The organism is Paraburkholderia sp. JPY465 (assembly GCF_050436725.1).
In the GTDB taxonomy this organism is placed as follows: domain Bacteria; phylum Pseudomonadota; class Gammaproteobacteria; order Burkholderiales; family Burkholderiaceae; genus Paraburkholderia; species Paraburkholderia youngii.
This window is the reverse complement of sequence record NZ_JBNDMT010000002.1, coordinates 1,904,555-1,924,064: the sequence shown is the minus strand read 5'-3', so window position 1 is coordinate 1,924,064 and position 19,510 is coordinate 1,904,555. Positions and strand designations below refer to the sequence as shown.

Annotated in this window: 19 protein-coding genes; 6 read left to right on the top strand and 13 right to left on the bottom strand. The window is 62.0% G+C overall.

The features are described 5' to 3' along the window. The 5 genes from QFZ94_RS10950 to QFZ94_RS10930 all read right to left on the bottom strand — a co-directional run bounded on the left by QFZ94_RS10950 (position 1) and on the right by QFZ94_RS10930 (position 4,746). Positions 1-1,191, bottom strand: a complete 1,191-nt coding sequence (locus QFZ94_RS10950) for an ABC transporter substrate-binding protein (RefSeq protein WP_429456807.1) — start codon at positions 1,189-1,191, stop codon at positions 1-3. A gap of 12 nt (positions 1,192-1,203) precedes the next feature. Continuing rightward, positions 1,204-1,989, bottom strand: coding sequence for an ABC transporter ATP-binding protein (locus QFZ94_RS10945; protein WP_429456805.1), 786 nt, complete (start codon positions 1,987-1,989; stop codon positions 1,204-1,206). Beyond that, entirely contained in the window at positions 1,989-3,086 is a 1,098-nt protein-coding gene (locus QFZ94_RS10940) for an acyl-CoA dehydrogenase family protein (protein WP_429456803.1), read from the bottom strand. Before QFZ94_RS10940 ends, QFZ94_RS10945 begins: the two co-directional genes overlap by 1 nt. After that, positions 3,083-3,649, bottom strand: coding sequence for a carboxymuconolactone decarboxylase family protein (locus tag QFZ94_RS10935; protein ID WP_429456801.1), 567 nt, complete (start codon positions 3,647-3,649; stop codon positions 3,083-3,085). The genes QFZ94_RS10940 and QFZ94_RS10935 overlap by 4 nt, the downstream gene beginning before the upstream one ends. 104 nt (positions 3,650-3,753) lie before the next feature. Then, entirely contained in the window at positions 3,754-4,746 is a 993-nt protein-coding gene (locus tag QFZ94_RS10930; RefSeq protein ID WP_429456799.1) for an AraC family transcriptional regulator, read from the bottom strand. 518 nt (positions 4,747-5,264) lie between these two features. Here QFZ94_RS10930 and QFZ94_RS10925 point away from each other — a divergent pair. Continuing rightward, entirely contained in the window at positions 5,265-6,239 is a 975-nt protein-coding gene (locus QFZ94_RS10925; RefSeq protein ID WP_368582043.1) for a LysR family transcriptional regulator, read from the top strand. A 31-nt stretch (positions 6,240-6,270) separates the two neighbouring features. On the opposite strand, the gene QFZ94_RS10920 is transcribed toward QFZ94_RS10925, so the two are convergent. Together QFZ94_RS10920 and QFZ94_RS10915 are read right to left on the bottom strand one after the other, a co-directional pair. Then, positions 6,271-7,113, bottom strand: a complete 843-nt coding sequence (locus QFZ94_RS10920) for a tetratricopeptide repeat protein (protein ID WP_368582044.1) — start codon at positions 7,111-7,113, stop codon at positions 6,271-6,273. Continuing rightward, on the bottom strand, positions 7,110-8,039 hold the full coding sequence (locus QFZ94_RS10915; protein ID WP_429456797.1) for a Ku protein: 930 nt from the start codon (positions 8,037-8,039) through the stop codon (positions 7,110-7,112). Before QFZ94_RS10915 ends, QFZ94_RS10920 begins: the two co-directional genes overlap by 4 nt. A gap of 272 nt (positions 8,040-8,311) precedes the next feature. On the opposite strand from QFZ94_RS10915, the gene QFZ94_RS10910 reads away from it, so the two are divergent. The 3 genes from QFZ94_RS10910 to QFZ94_RS10900 all read left to right on the top strand — a co-directional run bounded on the left by QFZ94_RS10910 (position 8,312) and on the right by QFZ94_RS10900 (position 11,534). Continuing rightward, on the top strand, positions 8,312-8,629 hold the full coding sequence (locus QFZ94_RS10910; protein WP_429456795.1) for a LysR family transcriptional regulator: 318 nt from the start codon (positions 8,312-8,314) through the stop codon (positions 8,627-8,629). 303 nt (positions 8,630-8,932) lie between these two features. Beyond that, positions 8,933-9,532 (top strand): LemA family protein, encoded by a 600-nt coding sequence (locus QFZ94_RS10905; RefSeq protein WP_368582047.1) that lies wholly within the window; start codon positions 8,933-8,935, stop codon positions 9,530-9,532. Positions 9,533-9,584: 52 nt separating this feature from the next. After that, complete coding sequence (locus tag QFZ94_RS10900) at positions 9,585-11,534, top strand: M48 family metallopeptidase (RefSeq protein WP_429456792.1); 1,950 nt, start codon at positions 9,585-9,587, stop codon at positions 11,532-11,534. Positions 11,535-11,593: 59 nt separating this feature from the next. On the opposite strand, the gene QFZ94_RS10895 is transcribed toward QFZ94_RS10900, so the two are convergent. Both QFZ94_RS10895 and QFZ94_RS10890 read right to left on the bottom strand, forming a co-directional pair. Further along, positions 11,594-12,166 carry a class I SAM-dependent methyltransferase gene (locus tag QFZ94_RS10895; protein WP_368582049.1) on the bottom strand — a complete coding sequence of 191 codons (573 nt, stop codon included), beginning with the start codon at positions 12,164-12,166 and terminating at the stop codon, positions 11,594-11,596. Beyond that, positions 12,166-12,447, bottom strand: a complete 282-nt coding sequence (locus tag QFZ94_RS10890; protein WP_368582050.1) for a NirD/YgiW/YdeI family stress tolerance protein — start codon at positions 12,445-12,447, stop codon at positions 12,166-12,168. The genes QFZ94_RS10895 and QFZ94_RS10890 overlap by 1 nt, the downstream gene beginning before the upstream one ends. 178 nt (positions 12,448-12,625) lie before the next feature. Between QFZ94_RS10890 and QFZ94_RS10885 the strand changes: the two genes are divergently transcribed. Both QFZ94_RS10885 and QFZ94_RS10880 read left to right on the top strand, forming a co-directional pair. Continuing rightward, on the top strand, positions 12,626-12,820 hold the full coding sequence (locus tag QFZ94_RS10885; RefSeq protein ID WP_368582052.1) for a hypothetical protein: 195 nt from the start codon (positions 12,626-12,628) through the stop codon (positions 12,818-12,820). Next, a complete protein-coding gene (locus QFZ94_RS10880) occupies positions 12,817-13,419 on the top strand; it encodes a phosphatase PAP2 family protein (RefSeq protein WP_368582053.1) in 603 nt (200 codons plus the stop codon). Before QFZ94_RS10885 ends, QFZ94_RS10880 begins: the two co-directional genes overlap by 4 nt. 140 nt (positions 13,420-13,559) lie before the next feature. On the opposite strand, the gene dld is transcribed toward QFZ94_RS10880, so the two are convergent. From dld to QFZ94_RS10860, 4 genes are all read right to left on the bottom strand, one after another. Further along, a complete protein-coding gene (gene dld, locus QFZ94_RS10875; RefSeq protein ID WP_429456789.1) occupies positions 13,560-15,299 on the bottom strand; it encodes a D-lactate dehydrogenase in 1,740 nt (579 codons plus the stop codon). Between the two features lie 36 nt (positions 15,300-15,335). Beyond that, positions 15,336-16,706 (bottom strand): MFS transporter, encoded by a 1,371-nt coding sequence (locus tag QFZ94_RS10870; RefSeq protein WP_368582055.1) that lies wholly within the window; start codon positions 16,704-16,706, stop codon positions 15,336-15,338. Between the two features lie 205 nt (positions 16,707-16,911). Then, positions 16,912-17,679: a transcriptional regulator GlcC gene (gene glcC / locus QFZ94_RS10865; RefSeq protein ID WP_429456787.1), complete on the bottom strand. Its 768-nt coding sequence runs from the start codon at positions 17,677-17,679 to the stop codon at positions 16,912-16,914. Positions 17,680-18,489: 810 nt separating this feature from the next. Beyond that, a complete protein-coding gene (locus QFZ94_RS10860; protein WP_410850498.1) occupies positions 18,490-19,434 on the bottom strand; it encodes an electron transfer flavoprotein subunit alpha/FixB family protein in 945 nt (314 codons plus the stop codon). Positions 19,435-19,510: the final 76 nt, after the last annotated feature.

The window sequence follows — 19,510 nt, the reverse complement described above, 5'->3', positions numbered from 1 at the left end:
CTAGACAATCACAGTCTCCATTCTCTCGAATCCGTCCGGCAAACCGAATGCCTGCATGCCGCCAACCGATGTAATGCTTCGTCTCACGAATCGCTCGTCGACGAGATCCCCCGCGACGAACTTTGGGTCCAGTTGTGCAACGAACGCCTGGTTACCGTCGATCTTTGTCGCCTTGAGCCGCCGCACGAGTTCCTCGGTGTACGACGGATACGGATAGGGCTGAAAATCGATCCGCTTCTGGTGCCAATCGGCGTGAACGATTGCCCGGTCTCCGAGGTAGCGGCCCTCGCCTGCCGCGGACGGCGCCAGCACATCGGTAAGCACCTCCGCCGTATGCGGTGTGTAGTGGTCCGCCCCCGAACGCGAAAGCAGTTGCGCCGCTTCCTGCGGATGCGCGCGCGTCCACAGTTGAGCCTGCACGATCGCATCCACCACCTTCTGCGTCCACTGCGGACGGCCGGTGATATCCCGTTCGTGCATGAACACCACGCAGCAGGCGTGGTTGCGCCACACGTCGCCGGTGAAGCGCAGGACCTTGCCCACCTGCATCTTTTCGGCCGCGGCGTTGAACGGCTCCGCGACGATGAAGCCGCCAATCTGTTTTGCAGCAAGCGCGGGCGGCATATCGGAAGGCGCCATCACGACGAGACGAACTTCATTGCGCTCGAGCGGACCGCTCTTCGTCAGCACGGGCGTCAGGCCATGCGCGCGCAACAGGTCCTGCAACACGATGTTATGAATCGAGTACCAGAACGGCACCGCTACGGTCTTGCCACCAAGATCGTTCACCGTCGAAATGTCCGGCGCGACGGTGAGAGCCGACCCGTTGACGTGATTCCACGCGACGATCTTTGCCGGTGCCTTGGCTCCGTAGCGTGCCCATACCGTCATCGGAGAAAGCAGATGCACCACGTTCACCTGACCTGACAGGAACGCTTCGACGAGCTGAGCCCAACTGCGCAGCAGTACGGGCTTGTCCGCCTGCAAACCGGCAGCGGCGAAATAGCCCTTGTTATGTGCGACGAGCAGCGGCGCGGCATCGGTGATAGGCAGGTTACCGATGCGTACGGGTGCATCGGGTTCGGCGTTCGCACGGGCGTCGAAAGCACTCAGCAACGGTGCCGCGCCAGTCACGGTCAGCATCGCGGCGAGCTTGAGCCAGTCGCGACGGGAAATAGGGTGTTCGCACATTAAACGCATTCCTCAGTCGTTGTGGGAGGAAACGGATGAAGGCACCGAATCGCGTAACGCTTCCAGGATTCGCAGCCGCAACGCGCCGAGCCTCTGCAGATGTTCGACGCGTGGGTAACGGATGTCGATGTCCAGTTCCAGCGCCAGCGTGCCGCGCCGGCCAAGCACCGCCACGCGGTCGGAGACGAGCAGTGCTTCATCGATGTCGTGCGTGACGAGCAGCGTTGCTGCCTGCGTGTCGGCGACAACCTGTTTCAGCAGTTTCTGCATCCCCTCGCGGGTGATTTCATCCAGCGCCCCGAACGGTTCGTCGAGGACCAATACTTTTGGCCGCCGGGCCACGCAGCGCGCCAGAGCCACGCGCTGCGCCATGCCGCCAGACAGCTGTGAAGGCACCAGGTCTCGCGCGTGTGCGAGCCCGACTTCTTCGAGCGCCGCGGCCACACGCGCCCGGCGTTCAGCAGCGGACAACTTCGTCTGTCTCGCGAAGCCCAGTCCGAATGCGACGTTGCGCTCCACCGACAACCAGGGCAGCAGGCAGGGGTCCTGAAAGGCAATGGCCACGTCCGGGCGCGGACCACTGACGGGCTCGCCATCGATCAGGACGGTGCCGCGCGTTGCCGCGGACAGTCCCGCCACGACCCGCAGCAACGACGATTTGCCCGCCCCGCTCGGACCCAGGATCGACACGATCTCGCCGCGTCGCACGCTATACGTCACGCCATCGATAACCCGACGCTGTCCGTAGCTGAGCGCGATGTCGTGGAGTTCCACGTGAGGTGCGACGAACTCGGCCATCATTCGGTCCTGGCATGCAGCGCAAGCTGGTGCTTGAGTTGCACGATGCTCGGCGTGACGATCGGCACGAACGACGCCTCGCGCACGCGACGCGCAACGGCCGACTGCTCGCGCAGATAGCCCTGTCCGCCGCTCGCCTGGACCTCGAGGTTGACGGCCGATGCCACCAGCGACGCCAGCGCAATGCGCAGGCGGAAAAGGTTCGGCGCATCCTCGATATAGGTCTGAGCCGCAATGCCCGTGCATAGCTGGTCCGTCAACCGTGCAAGCTCGTCGGCGAGCTGTTCGGCGTCTGCGGCCAGCGCCAGCCTCGATGCCGGACGGGCCAGCGCCACGGCCGCGAGCGCGCGACGCGCAAGACCAAGCGAAAGACCGCACTGCAATCCAAGGAAGCCGGGACGCACTCGAGTCAGGAACGTACTCGCGTCGGCGGCGATCATCCAGCGTTCGTCGAGCTGTGCGCCCTCGATCTTCAACGCGGCGGTATTGCTCGCGCGCAATGCGATCAGGTCGAGATCGCCGCTTCGCCCAACGCCGGGAAGATCGTGCGGAACCGCGAAAATCGACGGCTTGCCGCTGTCCGCGTGATCGAACGCTGCTGCCACCAGAAATCCCTCGGGACGCAGATTCGTGATCCACGGCAGACTCCCCGACAGCGCCCAGCGACGCGCGCCGGACCCATTGGCTGCAACCGGTTCGGCCCTCATCTGCAACGGCTCCAGCGCGGACAGGTACTTCATTGCGTTCGACAGGCCGGTCGCGCCCGCGACCTCGCCACTCAGCAGTGGCGCGAGCCACGTGTCGCGCAGCCCGGCATTCGGACTGTGCAACAGGTATTCGATAAAGGTCCGATGGCCCCAGAACACGAACGCGGCGCTCAGAGAGTGGGAAGCAACCTGCGCGATCGCTTCGACTGCATCGGTCGCGGCACCACCACGACCGCCGGCATAGGTCGCGGGAACGCCAACGCCGAAAAGTCCGGCAGCGGCAAGCCGCGGCACGATTTCACGTGCGTGCCCCGCGCTCGAGTCGAGCGACTCCGCGTGCGTGTCGAGCCATACGGCAAGATCGGCGGGGACGAAAGAAGCGGTACTCATACTGTTTGCGTCCCGGGTTCCCAACGATAGTCGGCCAACTGCGGATTGAGATCATTGCGAGCGAGGTTGTTCGCGAAGTTGCAGAGCGTCGCAAGACTCACGCCGAGGACCACTTCGAGCGCGTTCGCATTGGTAAAGCCAGCCGCCAGGAACGCCGAGAGTTCCGAGTCGGCGACAGCGCCGCGCGTGGCGATCACCGCGCGCGTGAATACAGCGACCGCGTCGAGCCGCGCGTCGGGCAGCGGCTGCTGCGCACGCAGCGCATCCACCAGCGCCGGGGCAAGTTGTGCTTTCTTCAACGCAACCGCGGTGTGACCCGCCACACAGAAACCGCAACCGTGAATCGCCGCAGCCGTGATCTGAACCGTTTCACGCTCGGCCAACGTCAGTCCGCCGCGCGAGTTGATTTCTCCGACGCTCAGGTACGTTTCCAGCGCCACAGGCGCATTCGCCAGCGCGGCAACGAGGTTTGGCAGGAAACCATTTGCAGCCAGTGAGCGCTGAAGAAACGGGCGGCTCGCCTCGGGCGCGCTCTCGACAGTCTGCAGGGGCAGGCGGCTCATATTGCACTCCTTTCAGTTGGAGACGTATTCTGTGCGCCGTGCCCGATTGCCAACAAGTCGAAACCATCTCTAATTTCTGCCCGATTGTCTTTGACCGCTGCTGCTCAATGAATCGCGCCGCTTTGTATGGAGCTTGTCTGTTGGTCGCGCACTACGGGATGACCGCGCCGCCATGATCCGGGCTGTACTCCGATCACGCGCTGGAACGCACGCGCGAATGCCGACTCGGAATGGTAGCCAACCTGCTCGATCACTTTCGCGGTCGATGCGCCATGCGCAAGCATGGTGGCGGCCAGTTTCATCCTGACGAGGGCGACGAACTGTGCAGGCGGCTGACCGGCAAGCTCGCCGAACAGCCGGCAAAAACGCGAACGGGACATATGGACGAAGGCGGCCATCGTCTGCGTCGTCCAGCACTTCTCGGGAGTCTCGACGATGGCGCCGGCCAGTTGCGCGAACGCGGGGTGCCGCAACAGTCGCCAGAAACTTGGCACCGCATCCTCGTCGCGATCATGTGCGCGCAACGCGTACACAAAAAGCAGACCGGTGAGCCGGGCGAGAACCGGCGACACTGCATCGGCGCCGCCCAACGCTTCGTCCCGGATCAGGCGGAAGATCGTGCGTGCCTTTTCCATCGACGGGTGGTCGTGGCGCGCAATGATCCTTTCCGGCAACAACCCGACCACCAGCCCGTCGAGCGCCGACGCGAATTCGAAGAAACCGCAAGCAATGCCAACGCCCGCCGCGGTGCGCTCGTGAGTCTGCCCGGGTTCGAGTGGCGTCATCACGCCCATGCGCGCGGTCTCGCTGCCGGCCGCCGGCGGCTCGGCTGACGGCGACAGACAATGCGGAACATCTCGCACCAGAAACGCTGCATCACCGGCTTGCAAGCGGATGCTGTGTGCCGCCCGTTCCGGTCCGGCTGCGACATGCAGCCAGCACTCGCCATACAGCACGACATGAAAGCTGGCGAGGTGACGGCCTGCCGTCGATGCTTGCCACGTGCCGCAGTACTGCCCAACGTGAAACACCGTGCTCTTTAGTTCGAGACTGGAAAGCAGCCAGTCGGTCATTTCGTCCGTGGAATCACTCAGCATGCTCAGACACCCGAGAAACAAAATACCTTCCAGAGTGGCGTCTGCGATAAGCGTCGACAACGATTTTTTCGTCAGAACGATATGCGCGTCTGCGGATTCGCGGAACCACAACGGTGCGTACTCGGCAGTTAGCGCCGGCGCGATGGCGAGAACGCTCAGCACACACAGGGAGGCAAGCGTGCCGCGCGCCGCCGCGCTTCCTTTGAGGCTACCGAAACGACGGCCTCTTCTTGTCCCATGTTCACGTCTCCGTAGTGTTGCCTGCACGCGACCCGAGGAGAGCCAACTCGATTCTCGGCAGAGCTTGCCGCATTCGCTTACAAGCGTTTCTCCAATTCCTCTCTAAGGGTCATGGCGTCTGCGTTCACAACGTTGCTATTCGGGCTCTTAGCGTTGCTCATGCTGTCCTCCCATTTCGTCGCGAAGGTGAACAGCAGCATGGGACGCACGATTAACATGCACTAGCCCGACGGGTGTTAGAGTCATTAATCAACAAAAATTTGCTAATGGGGGCGACGATGAACGAGGTCCGCGCTATTTCGGTTTTCGTCCGCACGGCGACACTCGGCAGTTTCCGCCGCGCCGCCGTAGATCTCGGTATCTCGCCTCAGGCGGCGAGCCACGCTGTGATGCAGCTTGAAAAATCCCTTGGCGTCCAGGTTTTCCATCGGACCACACGCAAGCTGAGCCTGACCGACGAGGGACAACGACTGTTGCGCAGCGTCGAGCCGGCGCTCGCCATGCTGTCTTCGGCGATCGACGATGCTCGCCGTTCAAAAGAGGAAGTCGCGGGACCACTGTGTGTGAGCGCCCCGACCGCACTCGGACGGACGGTACTGTTGCCGTTGATCCTGGAGTTCGCGGCGCTATACCCCGATGTGCAGATCGACGTGCGTTTCGACGATCGCTTCACGGATCTCGTCAGCGATCGCGCGGACGTCGGCTTTCGCGGCGGGTCGCCGCCATCTGGGGGCGCCATTGCCCGACGACTTCTGCCAATTCAGTTGATCGTGTGCGCGTCACCGGCCTACCTCGAACGGTACGGCGTGCCGAAGACCGTCAATGACCTCGATGCGCATCGTTGCTCAGCGTATCGGCGGGCGAACACCGGCAAGCACGCGCCATGGGAATTCATGATCGGCGGAGAGATCGTGTACAAGGAGATGGCTGCGTCGGTGTGCTCGAACGATGTCGACGCGGAAGCCGAAGCGGTACTAGCCGGACTGGTGATCGGGCAGCTCGGAAGCTTCTCAGCGGTGTCACACATCCGCGCCGGACGACTGGTGCCTTTGCTCACTCAGCATGTGACCCAGCGCGAGTCGATCTACGTCTACTACCGCCGCCGAACCGAGCAACCGTTGCGCGTGAGAACCTTCATCGATTTTGCGGTTTCGCGGCTGGCGGACAACAGTCAATTTTTCCTGACGGCAGAAGAGCTGAGCGGTTCCGCGCGCAGAGGCGGGCGCGCCGCCCGCAGGCATAGCGCCGCGTAAGTGCCTGCGCCGCGGAGCAGTCGAGTGCGCGTCACCTGCTTAGCCGGCGATACGCACTCAGGTGCCTGACAAGTCCCTGCTTGTCGCCTCGAATCTCGCTCAAGCGTGCAATATTGAAGTGAGCGTCGGCATGCGTGGGATTGAGCTCGATGCATCGTTCATAGGCTTGCATCGCTGCGTCGTAGCGCTCCAGTTCTTCCAGAGCGACTGCGCGATTGAAGTGCAACAGAGCGTCCTGCGGAAAATGCTCGAGCGCCCGGTCAAAGACGGACAATGCCTCGTCGTACTTCATGCCGACTTCGCAAAGCAGGACGCCCAGGTTGTTATAAGCGTCGTAGTGCGGAGTCGGCGACAATTCGAGCACCTTTTTATACGCCTGCTCAGCACCGATGACGTCGGTATCGGCAAGTTCCTCTGCAAGAGCGAACCACTCCTCGGTTTGCTTTTCCCGGCCAACGATGTTGCGGGGGGCAGCGTCGAGGAACGCGACTTCGCCCTTGACAGGCGCCACTTCCAGATCGAGCAGAAGCTGACCCGAGGTCGCATCCCATTGTGATTCACCGGTCTTGACGACCACCGAGTCACCAACTGCCGTAATGCGGATGCCGGTCAGCGGAAGTTCTTCAGGCAATTCCGCTTTGAGCCGCGCAAGCGCTCGCAGAATCTTTCGCGACGCGATTTTGGCCGACTGAAGCTGGAAAGCTGTGCGCAATAACACGACGTCGCGGAACGTGAACCGGAGCTCGTTACGGCGACCGCGCGACGGTTGCACGAATCCAGCGTCTATCAGGCCGGACAGCACTCGTCGTGAGACACCCAGCAGCGACTGGAGACTGCGCAACGAGTAGTCGTGCGAGGCATTGCGCCTTTTCACTTGCGCGCCCGAACCTTGGCAGGAGCCGCTTCTTCGACCTTGGCCGGCGCCCGCTTCGCCGGTCGCCTCGGTTTGGATGCGAGCTCATCGGCTGCCGCTGCGGGCGCCTTTTTTACGGGCGCGGCTTTGGCGGGCGCGGCCTGCTTGGTCTTGTTGCGGCCAAGGCTCGCACGAAGGGCTTCCATCAGGTCAATCACTTCGGCGCCCGACTCCATGCCTGGTTCGGCGGGAGACACGATCTGCTTGCCGGCGATCTTCTGGTCAATCGCTGCCAGAATCCGCTTCTTTTCCTCATCCTCGTACGCCGTTGGGTCATACGAATCTTCCGACACCTGGTCGATTATTTGCAGCGCGAGCTGAAGCTCGGTGCCCGTCACTGCTACATGCTCGATATGCAATTCAGTCTGCGAGCGAACCTCGTCCGCGAACAACAGTTGCTGAAACACCATGCCGTCCTCGGCCGGGCGAATCTGGACGATGCGTGTCTTCCCTTTATATGACCATTTTGCGAGCGCGCACCGTTCGCTTTCGCGCATCGCCTGCTGAAGCAGACTGTACGGTTTGCCGCCGCGCTTGTCTGGCGCGATGAAATAAGCCTTGTCGTAATACAGAGGGTCGACTGATTTCTCCGGCACGAAGGAAACAATCTCAACGACATGCGTTGCGCCTTCCTCGAGCGCTTTCAGTTCGTCTGGCGTGAAAACGACGAACTGGCCTTTTTCAAACTCATAGCCTTTCTTCATGTCGGCTCGCGCCACGACCTCGCCTGTCGCCTCGGAGATGTACTGCTGTTTGACCCGTCCGCCGTCAGGCGTCAGGAGATGGAATCCCACACCTGAAGCGCTGTCGGTCACCGAGTAAAGCTTGACCGGAATCGATACCAGACCGAAGGAAAGCGTCAGAGACGCAATTGAACGCGCAGCCATGACTGTCTCCCGATAAGCGGCGACCGCTGGTCGCACAAACTCGGTTGCATCGCACGAGGGCGAACTGTGCTTGGGGAATTCTACGGCGTTTTCGGGCGCTGGCACTCGATGTGTACAGGAAGCCGATCAGGTTCTCCGGATTCAACCAGACAACTTCTATAGATCGGCGTCAGCGCTCCTCTTTGGAATCGGTTCCAATTGCGGGCACGAGCTGACTAAAACACATGGCCCCGGCGCTGACACTGAGCAATTGACGCAAGGATAGAATTGACTTGCCCGCCAAGGATGCCGTGGTACAGAATGGCGCGCCGCCCTCGGCAAAACGACTAACGCCATTAGAGCGCAGCCAACGGTCTTTAATTGATTTTCTTTTTATCAGCCTGACTCGATTTCGCCGCACCGTGCAAGGAGCGATCAGAACAGATAATCGGGTCTTGCAAAAGGTGATGGAACAGGATCGCCTCGACGGAATCACCACTTTTGTTGCCGTCGCTGAGCAGAAAAGCTTTACCGCCGCAGCGGCAAGATTGGGTGTCACGCCGTCCACTGGCGGCTTTGTAGAGGAACTCGATTGCCTTCCTGAAAGTTGACCAAATAGCTTCCGCTTCCGGCCTCGTTCCGGCCACAAACGTTGAGTCATTTCACCCGTCAGTTGCTGCTCAAACAATTTTCGGCGCGATTCCGATAACTAACGATAATCTCTCGATGCGGACGCGGCACCAGATAAAGAAACAATCACGGAAGCAAGGAATTGGCGCATTGCGCATCAATCTCCGCCGTTTTACATATATCGGCATCGCGACTCGATTGAATTGAACGCCATTTCGTTTATCCTGTTTCCATAGTCGTGCGATGGTCCAAACCAGCAGTGCTCTCGTCGGAGGTCACGGCCAATGAGTCCCGTCATCATCACCCTGCTCGTGCTCCTGGGCATCGGGCTGTTGCTCGCGCTCTGGCTAATGGGCATCTACAACGGGCTGGTGGTTGCCCGGAAGCGCTTCGAGAACGCCTTTGCGCAGATCGATGTGCAGCTCAAGCGGCGCTACGACCTGATTCCGAACCTGGTCGAAGCGGTCAAGGGCTATATGGGCCACGAGCGGGAGACGCTCGACGCCGTCATCAAGGCCCGCAACAGCGCGATGGCTGCCGAGCAGAAAGTCGCGGCCAATCCCAGCGACCCGGCGGCCATCAAAGGGTTTAACCAGGCCGAGGCTCTGCTGGGCGGCACCTTGGGCAGGCTCTTTGCCCTCTCCGAGGCCTACCCGGACCTCAAGGCCAACCAGAACATGCTCGCCTTGCAGGAAGAGCTGACCTCGACCGAGAACAAGGTCGGCTTCGCCCGGCAAGCGTTCAACGACGCCGCCACCGAGTACAACATCCGGCGCGAGGTCTTCCCGGCGGTTACGGTGGCCGGCATGTTCGGCTTCAAGGAGGCGACGCTATTGGAAACCGCAGAGACCGAGCGCGCAGCGCCCAAGGTGTCGTTCCGGTAGGCCGGGACCGCGATCGCTCTGTGCGTCTCATGCTCCCCAAGCCGCTCTGACCGTGACCACCAATTTCTTTCAGCAGCAGGATTCGGCCCGACACAAGACCTTTCAGCTGGTGGTCTATTTCGTCCTGGCGATCCTGATACTGATCGCCTTGGTCTACGGGCTGCTGGTGGCGCTCAGCACCTATGGCGCCCACGCGCCGGTCTCCTGGTGGCACCCGGAGATGCTCCTGCTCGCGGCGCTGGGGGTGGGCCTTGTGGTCGGTGGCGCCAGCGCATTCAAGGTAAGCCAGCTCGCTTCCGGCGGCCAGGCTGTCGCCTTGATGTTGGGCGGTGTGGAGGTACCCCGCACGACCACCGACGCGCGGCAGAAACGGCTGCTCAACGTCGTCGAGGAGATTGCCCTCGCTGCGGGAGTGCCGGTACCCCCCGTTTATATTCTGGATGAGCCCGGAATCAATGCCTTCGCGGCCGGCTACGCTCCGGGCGATGCCGTGGTCGCCGTCTCGCAGGGCTGCCTGAACTACCTGACCCGCGACGAGCTTCAGGGCGTGGTGGCTCACGAGTTCAGCCACATCCTCAACGGCGACATGCGACTCAACATCCGGCTAATCGGCCTGATCTTCGGGATCATGGTGTTGTCCATCATCGGCCGCAGCCTCATGTTCGCTTCCAGAGGACGCTCGTCGGGAAGGCAGAATTCCCAGGGCGGCATGGTGCTGCTGGGCCTGGGCGTGTTCGTGCTCGGTCTCGTGGGAGCGTTCTTCGGTCGGCTGATCATGGCGGCGGTGTCGCGGCAGCGCGAGTACCTGGCCGACGCCAGTGCCGTCCAGTTCACGCGCAACCCCGACGGAATCGGCGGGGCGCTAATGAAGATCGGCGGGCTGGCCGAGGGGTCACGCATCGGCAACCCCCAAGCCGCAGAGGCTGGTCACATGTTTTTCGCCAACGCCTTCGCTGGCGAGGGACTCGCCGGACTGCTGGCTACCCACCCGCCCCTCGTCGAGCGCATTCGCCGGCTCAATCCCCAGTTCGACGGCCGGTTCCCGGAGGTGCGGCCGGTAGGTGTCGATCGGGACGAACCTGAAGGCCCCCGGCGCAGCCATGCCCCGCCGTTCGGCGGGGCTCCCACGCTACCGGGACTTCCGCAGGTGCCGGTGCCGGTCCTGGGGCTCGCCGACGAAACAGCATCCCGGGTCGGCCGCATCGATCCGGAACTGATCAGCTATGCGCAGGGGCTTCACGATGGCATGCCAGACCTGCTCCGGGTCGCCGCCCAGGAACCGTTCAGTGCTCGCGCCCTGGTCTATGCCCTTCTCATGGACCCGGGGTCGGACCTGCGGGAACTCCAGCTGACCCGGCTAAAAGTCGGCGCTGAGCCTCAGGACTTCGCCGAAACCCTGCGGCTGATCGCCCCTGTCCAGGCTCTGCCGGACACGCATCGGCTGCCCCTTCTGGACCTGAGCCTGCCAGCACTGCGGCAGATGTCGCCGCGGCAGCATCATGCATTCCGCGCTCAGGTCGAGATGCTGATGGTCGCCGACCAGCGGCTGAGCTTGTTCGAGTACACGCTTCGCTGTGTGCTGCATCGGCATCTCGACGCCCAATTCCTCCCTCAGCGCCCGGCGCGTGCAGTGCGCGGCTCCCTGCAGAGCCTCGCACACCCGGTGGCAACGGTGTTGGCGCTATTGGCCTGGGAAGGCCAGCCGGAAACCGACCAGGCCGCCCGGGCTTTCGATACGGGCATGCGCGGCTACATCGGCGGCGAGCACGCCCACCGCTTGCCGCCTCGCGAAGAATGCTCGCTCGCCGGATTCGACGCGGCCCTGCAAACGCTCAATCAATCGGTCCCGGCCATCAAGCGCCGGATCGTCGCCGCCTGCGCGGCCTGCATCCTGGCAAATCGGCAGGTCACCGTCCGCGAAGCCGAACTGCTTCGCGCCATCTGCGATACGCTCGACTGCCCGCTACCGCCGCTCGTCGTGCCGGAAGCGGAGGAAGGGTAGCCCTGGCAAGGCACGTGCGAGGCGCTCTTGCCATGACCGCTGGACGCGTGTCGTGCCGCTCACAGTTGCATCGTCACGACACGGGCCGGCGGCAGGTTAGCCCAGATGATCCGGCTCGACAGCATCACAAAGTCGCCCATCCCACCGGCATTCACGATGTTCCGGTCCGGCCGGATATCGTAAGTAAACTGAATCACGACACCGCCAGGACGCAGGACCTGCCGCCACTGGTCAACGATCTCATCCACCTCGCGATGAGGCAACGAGCGCAACGGCAGACACGACACGATCGCGTCGACGCGCAGGTCCAGTGGCAGACACCAGGCCAGGCGGGCAGCGTCGGCGTGCATGACCGACACATTCGGGAATCGCCCGCGCAGATGCCGCACAAAGGTCGGGGAGCGCTCGACGACGATCAGCCGGTCGGTTGGCACGCCGTTTTCGAGCAACGCGTGCGTGACCGCGCCGGTACCGCCACCGAGTTCGATGACCACACCGTTGCCTGCCGGCACCTCCCGCGCAAGACGCGCGGCGAGTCGCCGTGAGCTCGGGCAGATGGCGCCGACCGACCAGGGCGCCGTCGCCCATTCCCGTGCAAACAGCCGGGACGTGTGCAGGGGGCCGGCGACCATTACTGCACCACCTTGATGTCATAGACCTTGACCTGTCCGGCCGGCCAGCGTTCGTGCTCGATCTTGACCGGGATCTCTGCGGTGCCGCCGGCGAACTGGTACTTTCGGTCGCCGATAGATTTCACGATATGGCCGCGCGGCGAGGTGCGCTGGTCTTCCCTGCCTGCGTCGCGGAGCTGTTGGACCGTGGTGGCCGTCGCTTCGGCACCCGGTCCTGTGTATGCCGCGTGGGCCGCTGCGGCGGACATGGCGATCAGGCAGGCAACAATGAGCTTCTTCATTGGTTCTCCTTGAACGGGCGACATCGTGGTCGCGACAGAAAGCAGTCTACGGACCCGAGGCTGAAGCCAGAGTGAAGGCGACGCTGCGCGGTGTCCGCCTCTTAATGCAGTGTTAACCTTCCGGCCGGTAAGCTTGCGACGCCGCGTCAGGGAACCGGCGGGACCAGGATGACGGCGGATGCGAATACTGCTGGCTGAGGACGATCCGCTGATCGGCAATGGACTCAGACCCGGCCTGCGACGCGAAGGTTTCGCCGCAACACCCAAGGGCGCGCTCGCTGCGGTGCTGGTTGCCATGTGTAGCCAGGCGCCGCGGCCGCAGACACACGGCGGCTGGCGCATTCTTCATCTTCAGCACAAAACGACGCAATGAATACCATCGAAGCATTCAACCACGCGCTCTTCCTGATGATCAACGGCACGCCGGCAACGCCAGGATGGCTGGTCAGCGCGGCGCTCGCCTGTGCAAACTATCTGGTCTGGTTAGTCCCGCTCATCCTGGTGATGATGTGGCTTTCCGGGGACCACCAGCGGCGCGAGCTGGCCCTGCGTGCCTGCTGCGTCGCGCTGCTGGCGCTCGGCGTCAACCAGTTGATCGGTCTGGTCTGGCAGCACCCCCGGCCGTTCATGATCGGGCTTGGCCACACGTTCCTCGCGCATGCGCCCGATTCGTCGTTTCCAAGCGATCACGCCACCCTCTTTGCCAGCATCGCGCTGCCGCTGCTTTTCGGGCGGATGTGCTGGCTCGGTGGCGTGACACTCGTCGTGGGTATCATCGTCGCGTGGGCACGGGTGTTTCTCGGCGTGCATTTTCCGCTTGATATGCTCGGGGCAGTGGCCGTCGCGTGCATCGCTTATGCGGCAATCGCGAGGCTGTGGCAAACGGGCGGCACGGCGATGACAGGTCTGGTGGTCACGCTCTATCGTATGCTGCTTGCATGGCCGATAAGTCGTGGCTGGCTGAGGCCATGATTGCCCGTCCCCGAAAACGACCTTAGGGAAGACGCGAAGCCGCCAGGGACATGCAATTCACGTCTCCTTGATATGCGGACGCCTAAAAAGTCGGCGGACCGTCCCCTTTTATTCAACAGCCGAGTCCGCGAAGACCGCCATCAAGCTTCAACTGTGCAGTCGCGATAGGCAGCGAATTTCGAAGTCTTTCCGATGCCTGGATTCAAACAATTGCACGGGTCGAGCTTCTTGTAGAACTCTGCGAGTTGCGGCTTGGCCTCGTACAGATGCCCCACGTTGTGCTCGGCGGGATACTCGGCACCGCGAATGTCGAGCAACTCGAGCATCCCGTGTTCGAGTGCGACACAGTCGTTGCCTTTAGCGACAATGTAGTCCTGGTGGAAGACGTGACACAGGAAGTGCCCGTAATACAGCTTCAGCACGATCGCACGTTCGATTTTATTCGGCAGCCGCTCGAACCAGTCCCGCTCGTTGCGTCGTAGCGCGATATCGAGCGCGACGATATCCTCGACCTCGCGATGATGAACCGCACGGTATCGAACGGCCGCGCTCGCCGCCGCGAAGCGATGCAGAAATGCCTTGCGGCCTTCTTCTTCGGTACATTCGAAATACCCGCCGCCGGATTGCGCGAAGCGTTCCGACAGGAAGGCGCGCGCTTCCTCGATGCCCGCCGCCGGCACCTTCAGCATCAGATGATGCTCGTACTGCTCGCGATAAGCGTTGAGGCGCGCAGGCAGATGATCCGGCAGACGTTTGCTGATCCATTGCAGCACACGATCGGTCAGATGCTTCGGCATGAAGCCGAGGCGCTCGAACAACGCATCGCAGCGTGTTTTCAGATTGAAGAACATCGGCAACCGGTCCGTGCCGAACCTGTCGATGATGACGAACAGATCCTTCCCGTATTTTCGCGCAACATCGAACGCGTCACGATGCAGATATTCGCCGGCAATCGGCAGGTGCGCGAAGTTCGCGAGCGCATGGCGTCGGATCTCGGTCAGCACGCTCGTGTCGTTCGTGCCGATGTACAACACCTTCGCGCCCTGCTCCGCCGCAAATGTGTCGAGACGCACCGCGAATACCATCAGCTTGCCGGCGCAACCGGAAGCTTCGAACAGGCGTCGCGGATCGGCGTTGAAGCGCGCAGGCGTGGGCGCATCGACATTGCGGACATGGGTGGCATATTCATGGTCCGAAGCCGCCGCGTCGTTGCGAATGTCCGCGTCGGTGAACGTGCCGTTCTCGACCCGCGACAGAATCTCTTCGGGCGTGTTGCCGAGTTCGATACCCAGATGGTTGACGAGCCGCAGCGTGCCCGACGCATCGACGGCGGCAAACACTGCCATTTCTGTATAGGCCGGTCCGCGATGCACCAGCGAGCCGCCCGAATTGTTGCTGATGCCGCCGAGCACCGACGCGCCGATGCACGACGAGCCGATCACCGAATGCGGCTCGCGTCCGAGCGGTTTCAGTGTGCGTTCAAGTTGATCGAGCGTCGTGCCGCCGATGCAGACGACCTGACGCCCGCCGGCGATCAGATGCACGCGGCGGATGCGCGTCGTGCTGACGATGACAACGTCGCGGTCGTAGTCGTCGCCGTCAGGCGTCGAACCGCCGGTCAGTCCGGTATTCGACGCCTGCGTGATGACGATCGCCCGCGCCGCGACGCATGCGGCTAGCACCTGCCATTGTTCGACCAGCGTGCCGGGGCGCGCCACCGCCAGCACGCGGCCGTTCCCAAAGCGGTAGCCGGTGCGGTAGCGGCGCGTTTGCGCATCACTGGTGAGCACGTTGCGCGCGCCGACGATATCGCCGAGCGACGCGAGCAATGTTCTACGCGTATCCCCGGGGGAAATCGCGGAATAGGCTGTATCGGACATAACGGCCTTCGATCACATATCAACGCAAGAGTGGCATCAGACCCGGCTCGGCTGCGCCGCCGATGTCGATACGGACGGCGTGCGCTGAGTCAGCGCCAGCACCGCGCCGACGAACAGCGCCGCCGCGACGACCAGCAGACCGGCGTTGGTGCTGTGCGTCACGTCCTTCATCCATCCGATGATCGACGGGCTGACGAATCCGGCGAGATTGCCGACCGAATTGATCATCGCGATTCCCGCGGCGGCGGCCGTGCCGGTCAACACGCTGCTCGGATACGTCCAGAAGACCGGCATCATCGACAACACACCGGCGGTGCCGAGCGACAGCGTGAACAATACGAGCGCGAGATTGCCCGCATGGAGCGTACTTGCGTAAAAGCCCGCTGCGGCGGCAACGGCCGCCATCGCGAGATGCCAGCGGCGTTCGTTGCGACGGTCGGAGCTGCGCGCGACCAGAATCATCGACACGATGGCGACCGCATAGGGCACCGCAGTCAGCATGCCGACATCCAGCGCTTCCTTGACGCCCGCCGCCTTGATCAGCGTGGGCAAATAAAAGCTCACGCCGTAGAGGCCCATCATGCAACAGAAGTAGATTGCCGCGAGCCGCCAGACGCGGCCATTGGACACGACGCTGCTCAGCGACGCCTCAGCGCCTGCATCTGCGTCGCGTGCAATGTTGTCCTCGAGAAGCTGCTTTTGCCGTTCGTCGAGCCAGGACGCGGCGCGGATGCCGTTTGGCAGCACGAACAGCGTGACAATGCCGAGCACCAGGGACGGAAGCGCTTCGATCAGGAATAGCCATTGCCAGTTCGACAAACCCTGCACGCCGTTGAACGCCTGCATGATCCAACCCGACAGCGGGCCGCCGAGCACCCCAGCCACCGGAATGCCGATCATGAAAAGCGCGTTCATGCGGCCACGACGCACCGACGGATACCAGTACGTCAGATAAAGCACGATACCCGGAAAGAACCCTGCCTCGGCGACGCCGAGGAGAAAGCGCATCGTATAGAACATGGCGGGCGTCTTCACGAACAGCGACGCCGCCGACACCAACGCCCATGTCACCATGATCCGGCTGATCCACAAGCGTGCGCCCACGCGATGCAGCAGAATGTTGCTCGGCACTTCGAACACGAAATAGCCGATGAAGAAAATCCCCGCGCCAAGCCCGTACACCGACTCACTGAACTTCAGGTCGCTGAGCATTTGCAGCTTGGCGAATCCCACGTTGACGCGATCCAGATAGGCCGCGACATAGCAGATGAAGAGAAATGGCAGCAGACGCCAGGTCACTTTCGCGTAAGTCGCGTTTTCGAACCCGGTCGTTGCAGTTGAAGCGAGGGTGCGGGATCTATCCGTAGCGGGCCGGGCGGACACGCCTGGCGGGTTGTGCGAGGTCATCGCGAGTCTCCTGATTCCTGTGCGGCTTGCCGCCGCAGCTGAGTTTGCTAGCGCGCATTGTTTCGCGCCAGTACGAGACTGTCGAGACGTTTCAGCAGTGGTCCTACCAGTTATTTTTTGGTGCCAGGACGTGGTTTCGCGCGCGAATCAACGCCGACGCGGGTGCCCCGGCGGACGGCACACTCATGCTCGCTCGCGGCTCGCGTCACGCCCAGCCCTCGAGCCGCAGCGTGGCCCGCACCAGACGCTGCTCCTCCGCTTCGACTTCTCTCAGACAGGTGATCGTGGTGGCGATATGCGTAGCGGCAGCCTTGCGAGCCGGCTCCGGCTGTTTGCCGATGACGGCCTTGTAGAGCCGGGCATGCTGCCTGTCGATCACACGCTTTTCCGCCTCGCGATGGTAGAGGTTGTTGACGGAGGCGAAGACGGAGCTCAGCAACAGATCGGTGAGCGAACTCAGCGTGTGCACGAGCACCGGGTTGTGCGAGGCCTCGCAGATCGCGAGATGAAACGCATAGTCGAGCCGCGCACGTGTCGATTCGTCCACATCGCTCCGGTTCGCGGCGAGCATTTCCTCGTAGCGGCGGGTGATCAGCGCGAAATCCGCCTGCGTTCCCCGAAGCGCGGCAAGCCGCGCCGATTCAGCCTCGAGCATCTCGCGTACGTCGAAAATGTCGTAGAGGGTTCTCGGCTGCGAGCCGAGAAGATGCATCATCGGCGTGAGGGCGGGTTGCGAGGTGAGCGCTGCGACGAACGACCCGCGGCCGTGCGCAGTGTCGATGATTCGGCGCGCCCGCAACACCTTCAACCCTTCTCGCAACGCGGAGCGCGACACACCCAGTTTGACCATCAGACGCCGCTCGGACGGTAAGGCTTGACCTGGTTTCAGGACGCCGTCGACGATCAGGCTTTCTATCCGTTCGGCGACCACATCCGCGATTTGTGACGGGTATTCTGATTTGACATCCTGCATGGCGTATCTCACTGGTCCGACCACTTCGAAGAGACTTTAGCTGATGGCAATCCTAGCACTGTTGCCACAAGACTCTGCGCCAATAGCATCGCTGGATAACCTCCTGGTATTTTGAGAGTATCGGCCTATGCGGACTGCAAGGGCTTACCAACATTCTTCTGAGTTACCGTGGAGTCTGATCTTCTCGGCGGATTCAACCGATGGACGCAACACACTGAAAGCTGCTCAGGCAGTGGGAGTGTTCCAGATGAACAGCGACGCCGGATGGAGGATTTTGTGGAAGAACTCGATTGGCTTCCGAAAATTCAACCAAATAACTTCCGCTTTGGGCGGAGCCTGATGTAGAAACGGGGCCTCGGCCACGGTCTTTTTACTCAAATAACTTCCAGGACCAACAACTTTCAACCATAAATCTTCCATCGCGGCAAAAGCTCGTCAACCATCCTTGCGACTGGCCCCGTAAGCGTCTGTGACCGCTACCAGGCAAAAACGTCCACGCCGAGCTTCTCAGGATTGTAAGCAGCTGGAATGGGTACCTCAGTTGAGGATGCTCGGGGTTCCGGGTGAACGACAGCTTTCGCTGTCATCGAGCGACCATGCACGACCCATTCCCCCGGTCGGGCCGTCGCAGATTAAAGGGCAGGTATCAGAGCGGGAACGGACATTCTGTGCCGTCACTCAAGGGCACCGGCCAAAGCCGACAGTTAGGCAACGGCGTCGATGAGGCCGGTATGAACACCAGGTGTATCCCGATTGAAAGATCCAATGGTTTCTCCGCCAGTGAACGCGAGCAGCCAGTCATCAAGGGCCTCATAGGCTTCCGACGAGTTCGGGCACGACGGTGAACAGGTCACCGACGAGGCTGTAATCCGCGACGCTGAAAATCGGCGCTTCTTTATCCTTGTTGATCGCGACGATCACCTTCGAGTCCTTCATGCCCGCAAGGTGCTGGATCGCACCCGAAATGCCGACCGCGATATACAGTTGCGGCGCGACGATCTTGCCCGTCTGACCGACCTGATAGTCGTTCGGCACGTAGCCCGCATCGACGGCTGCACGCGATGCCCCCATCGCTGCGCCGAGCTTGTCTGCCAAAGGCTCCAGCACCCTCGTGTAGTTCTCGCCGCTGCCGAGACCGCGGCCGCCCGACACGATGATGTTTGCCGACGTCAGTTCCGGACGATCGAGCTTCGTCACTTCGCGGCTCACGAACTGCGAGATGCCTGCGTCGGCTGCGGCTTCGATCTTCTCGACCGAGGCTCTGCCGCCTTCCGCTGCGACGGCATCGAAGCCAGTCGTGCGTACCGTGATGACCTTGATCGGATCTTGAGATTGCACAGTCGCAATTGCGTTGCCCGCGTAGATCGGGCGCTCGAACGTATCGGGTGAATCGACTGCCGTGATGTCGCTGATCTGAGCGACGTCGAGCTTCGCGGCGATACGCGGCACGACGTTCTTGCCGTAGGCGGTGGCCGGCGCGAGGATGTGCGAATAGTTCTTCGCAGCATCTTGCACAAGCGTCAGCACCGTCGCTTCGATGTTTTCCGCGAGGCCCGCTTCGAGTTGCGGCGCATCGGCCAGCAATACTTTGCTAACGCCCACGATGTTCGCTGCCGCGTCGGCTACGGGCTGCGCATTGTGACCCGCGACCAGCACGTGAACTTCACCGCCGATCTTCTTCGCCGCTGCAATGGTAGTCAGTGTCGCTGCCTTGATCGACGCATTATCGTGTTCTGCTATTACGAGGCTAACCAGATTCGTCATTTGCTTTGTCTCCGTGTCGACTGGAGTTAGCGCTTTAGCGCTTACTCCAGTCCCATGCAACATAGTT

Excerpts from the sequence above, each read along its gene's own strand:
- QFZ94_RS10950 (WP_429456807.1), bottom strand. The coding sequence starts at position 1,191 with ATGTGCGAACACCCTATTTCCCGTCGCGACTGGCTCAAGCTCGCCGCG.
- QFZ94_RS10945 (WP_429456805.1), bottom strand. The coding sequence starts at position 1,989 with ATGGCCGAGTTCGTCGCACCTCACGTGGAACTCCACGACATCGCGCTC.
- QFZ94_RS10940 (WP_429456803.1), bottom strand. The coding sequence starts at position 3,086 with ATGAGTACCGCTTCTTTCGTCCCCGCCGATCTTGCCGTATGGCTCGAC.
- QFZ94_RS10935 (WP_429456801.1), bottom strand. The coding sequence starts at position 3,649 with ATGAGCCGCCTGCCCCTGCAGACTGTCGAGAGCGCGCCCGAGGCGAGC.
- QFZ94_RS10930 (WP_429456799.1), bottom strand. The coding sequence starts at position 4,746 with ATGCTGAGTGATTCCACGGACGAAATGACCGACTGGCTGCTTTCCAGT.
- QFZ94_RS10925 (WP_368582043.1), top strand. The coding sequence starts at position 5,265 with ATGAACGAGGTCCGCGCTATTTCGGTTTTCGTCCGCACGGCGACACTC.
- QFZ94_RS10915 (WP_429456797.1), bottom strand. The coding sequence starts at position 8,039 with ATGGCTGCGCGTTCAATTGCGTCTCTGACGCTTTCCTTCGGTCTGGTA.
- QFZ94_RS10905 (WP_368582047.1), top strand. The coding sequence starts at position 8,933 with ATGAGTCCCGTCATCATCACCCTGCTCGTGCTCCTGGGCATCGGGCTG.
- QFZ94_RS10895 (WP_368582049.1), bottom strand. The coding sequence starts at position 12,166 with ATGGTCGCCGGCCCCCTGCACACGTCCCGGCTGTTTGCACGGGAATGG.
- QFZ94_RS10890 (WP_368582050.1), bottom strand. The coding sequence starts at position 12,447 with ATGAAGAAGCTCATTGTTGCCTGCCTGATCGCCATGTCCGCCGCAGCG.
- QFZ94_RS10885 (WP_368582052.1), top strand. The coding sequence starts at position 12,626 with ATGCGAATACTGCTGGCTGAGGACGATCCGCTGATCGGCAATGGACTC.
- QFZ94_RS10880 (WP_368582053.1), top strand. The coding sequence starts at position 12,817 with ATGAATACCATCGAAGCATTCAACCACGCGCTCTTCCTGATGATCAAC.
- dld (WP_429456789.1), bottom strand. The coding sequence starts at position 15,299 with ATGTCCGATACAGCCTATTCCGCGATTTCCCCCGGGGATACGCGTAGA.
- QFZ94_RS10870 (WP_368582055.1), bottom strand. The coding sequence starts at position 16,706 with ATGACCTCGCACAACCCGCCAGGCGTGTCCGCCCGGCCCGCTACGGAT.
- glcC (WP_429456787.1), bottom strand. The coding sequence starts at position 17,679 with ATGCAGGATGTCAAATCAGAATACCCGTCACAAATCGCGGATGTGGTC.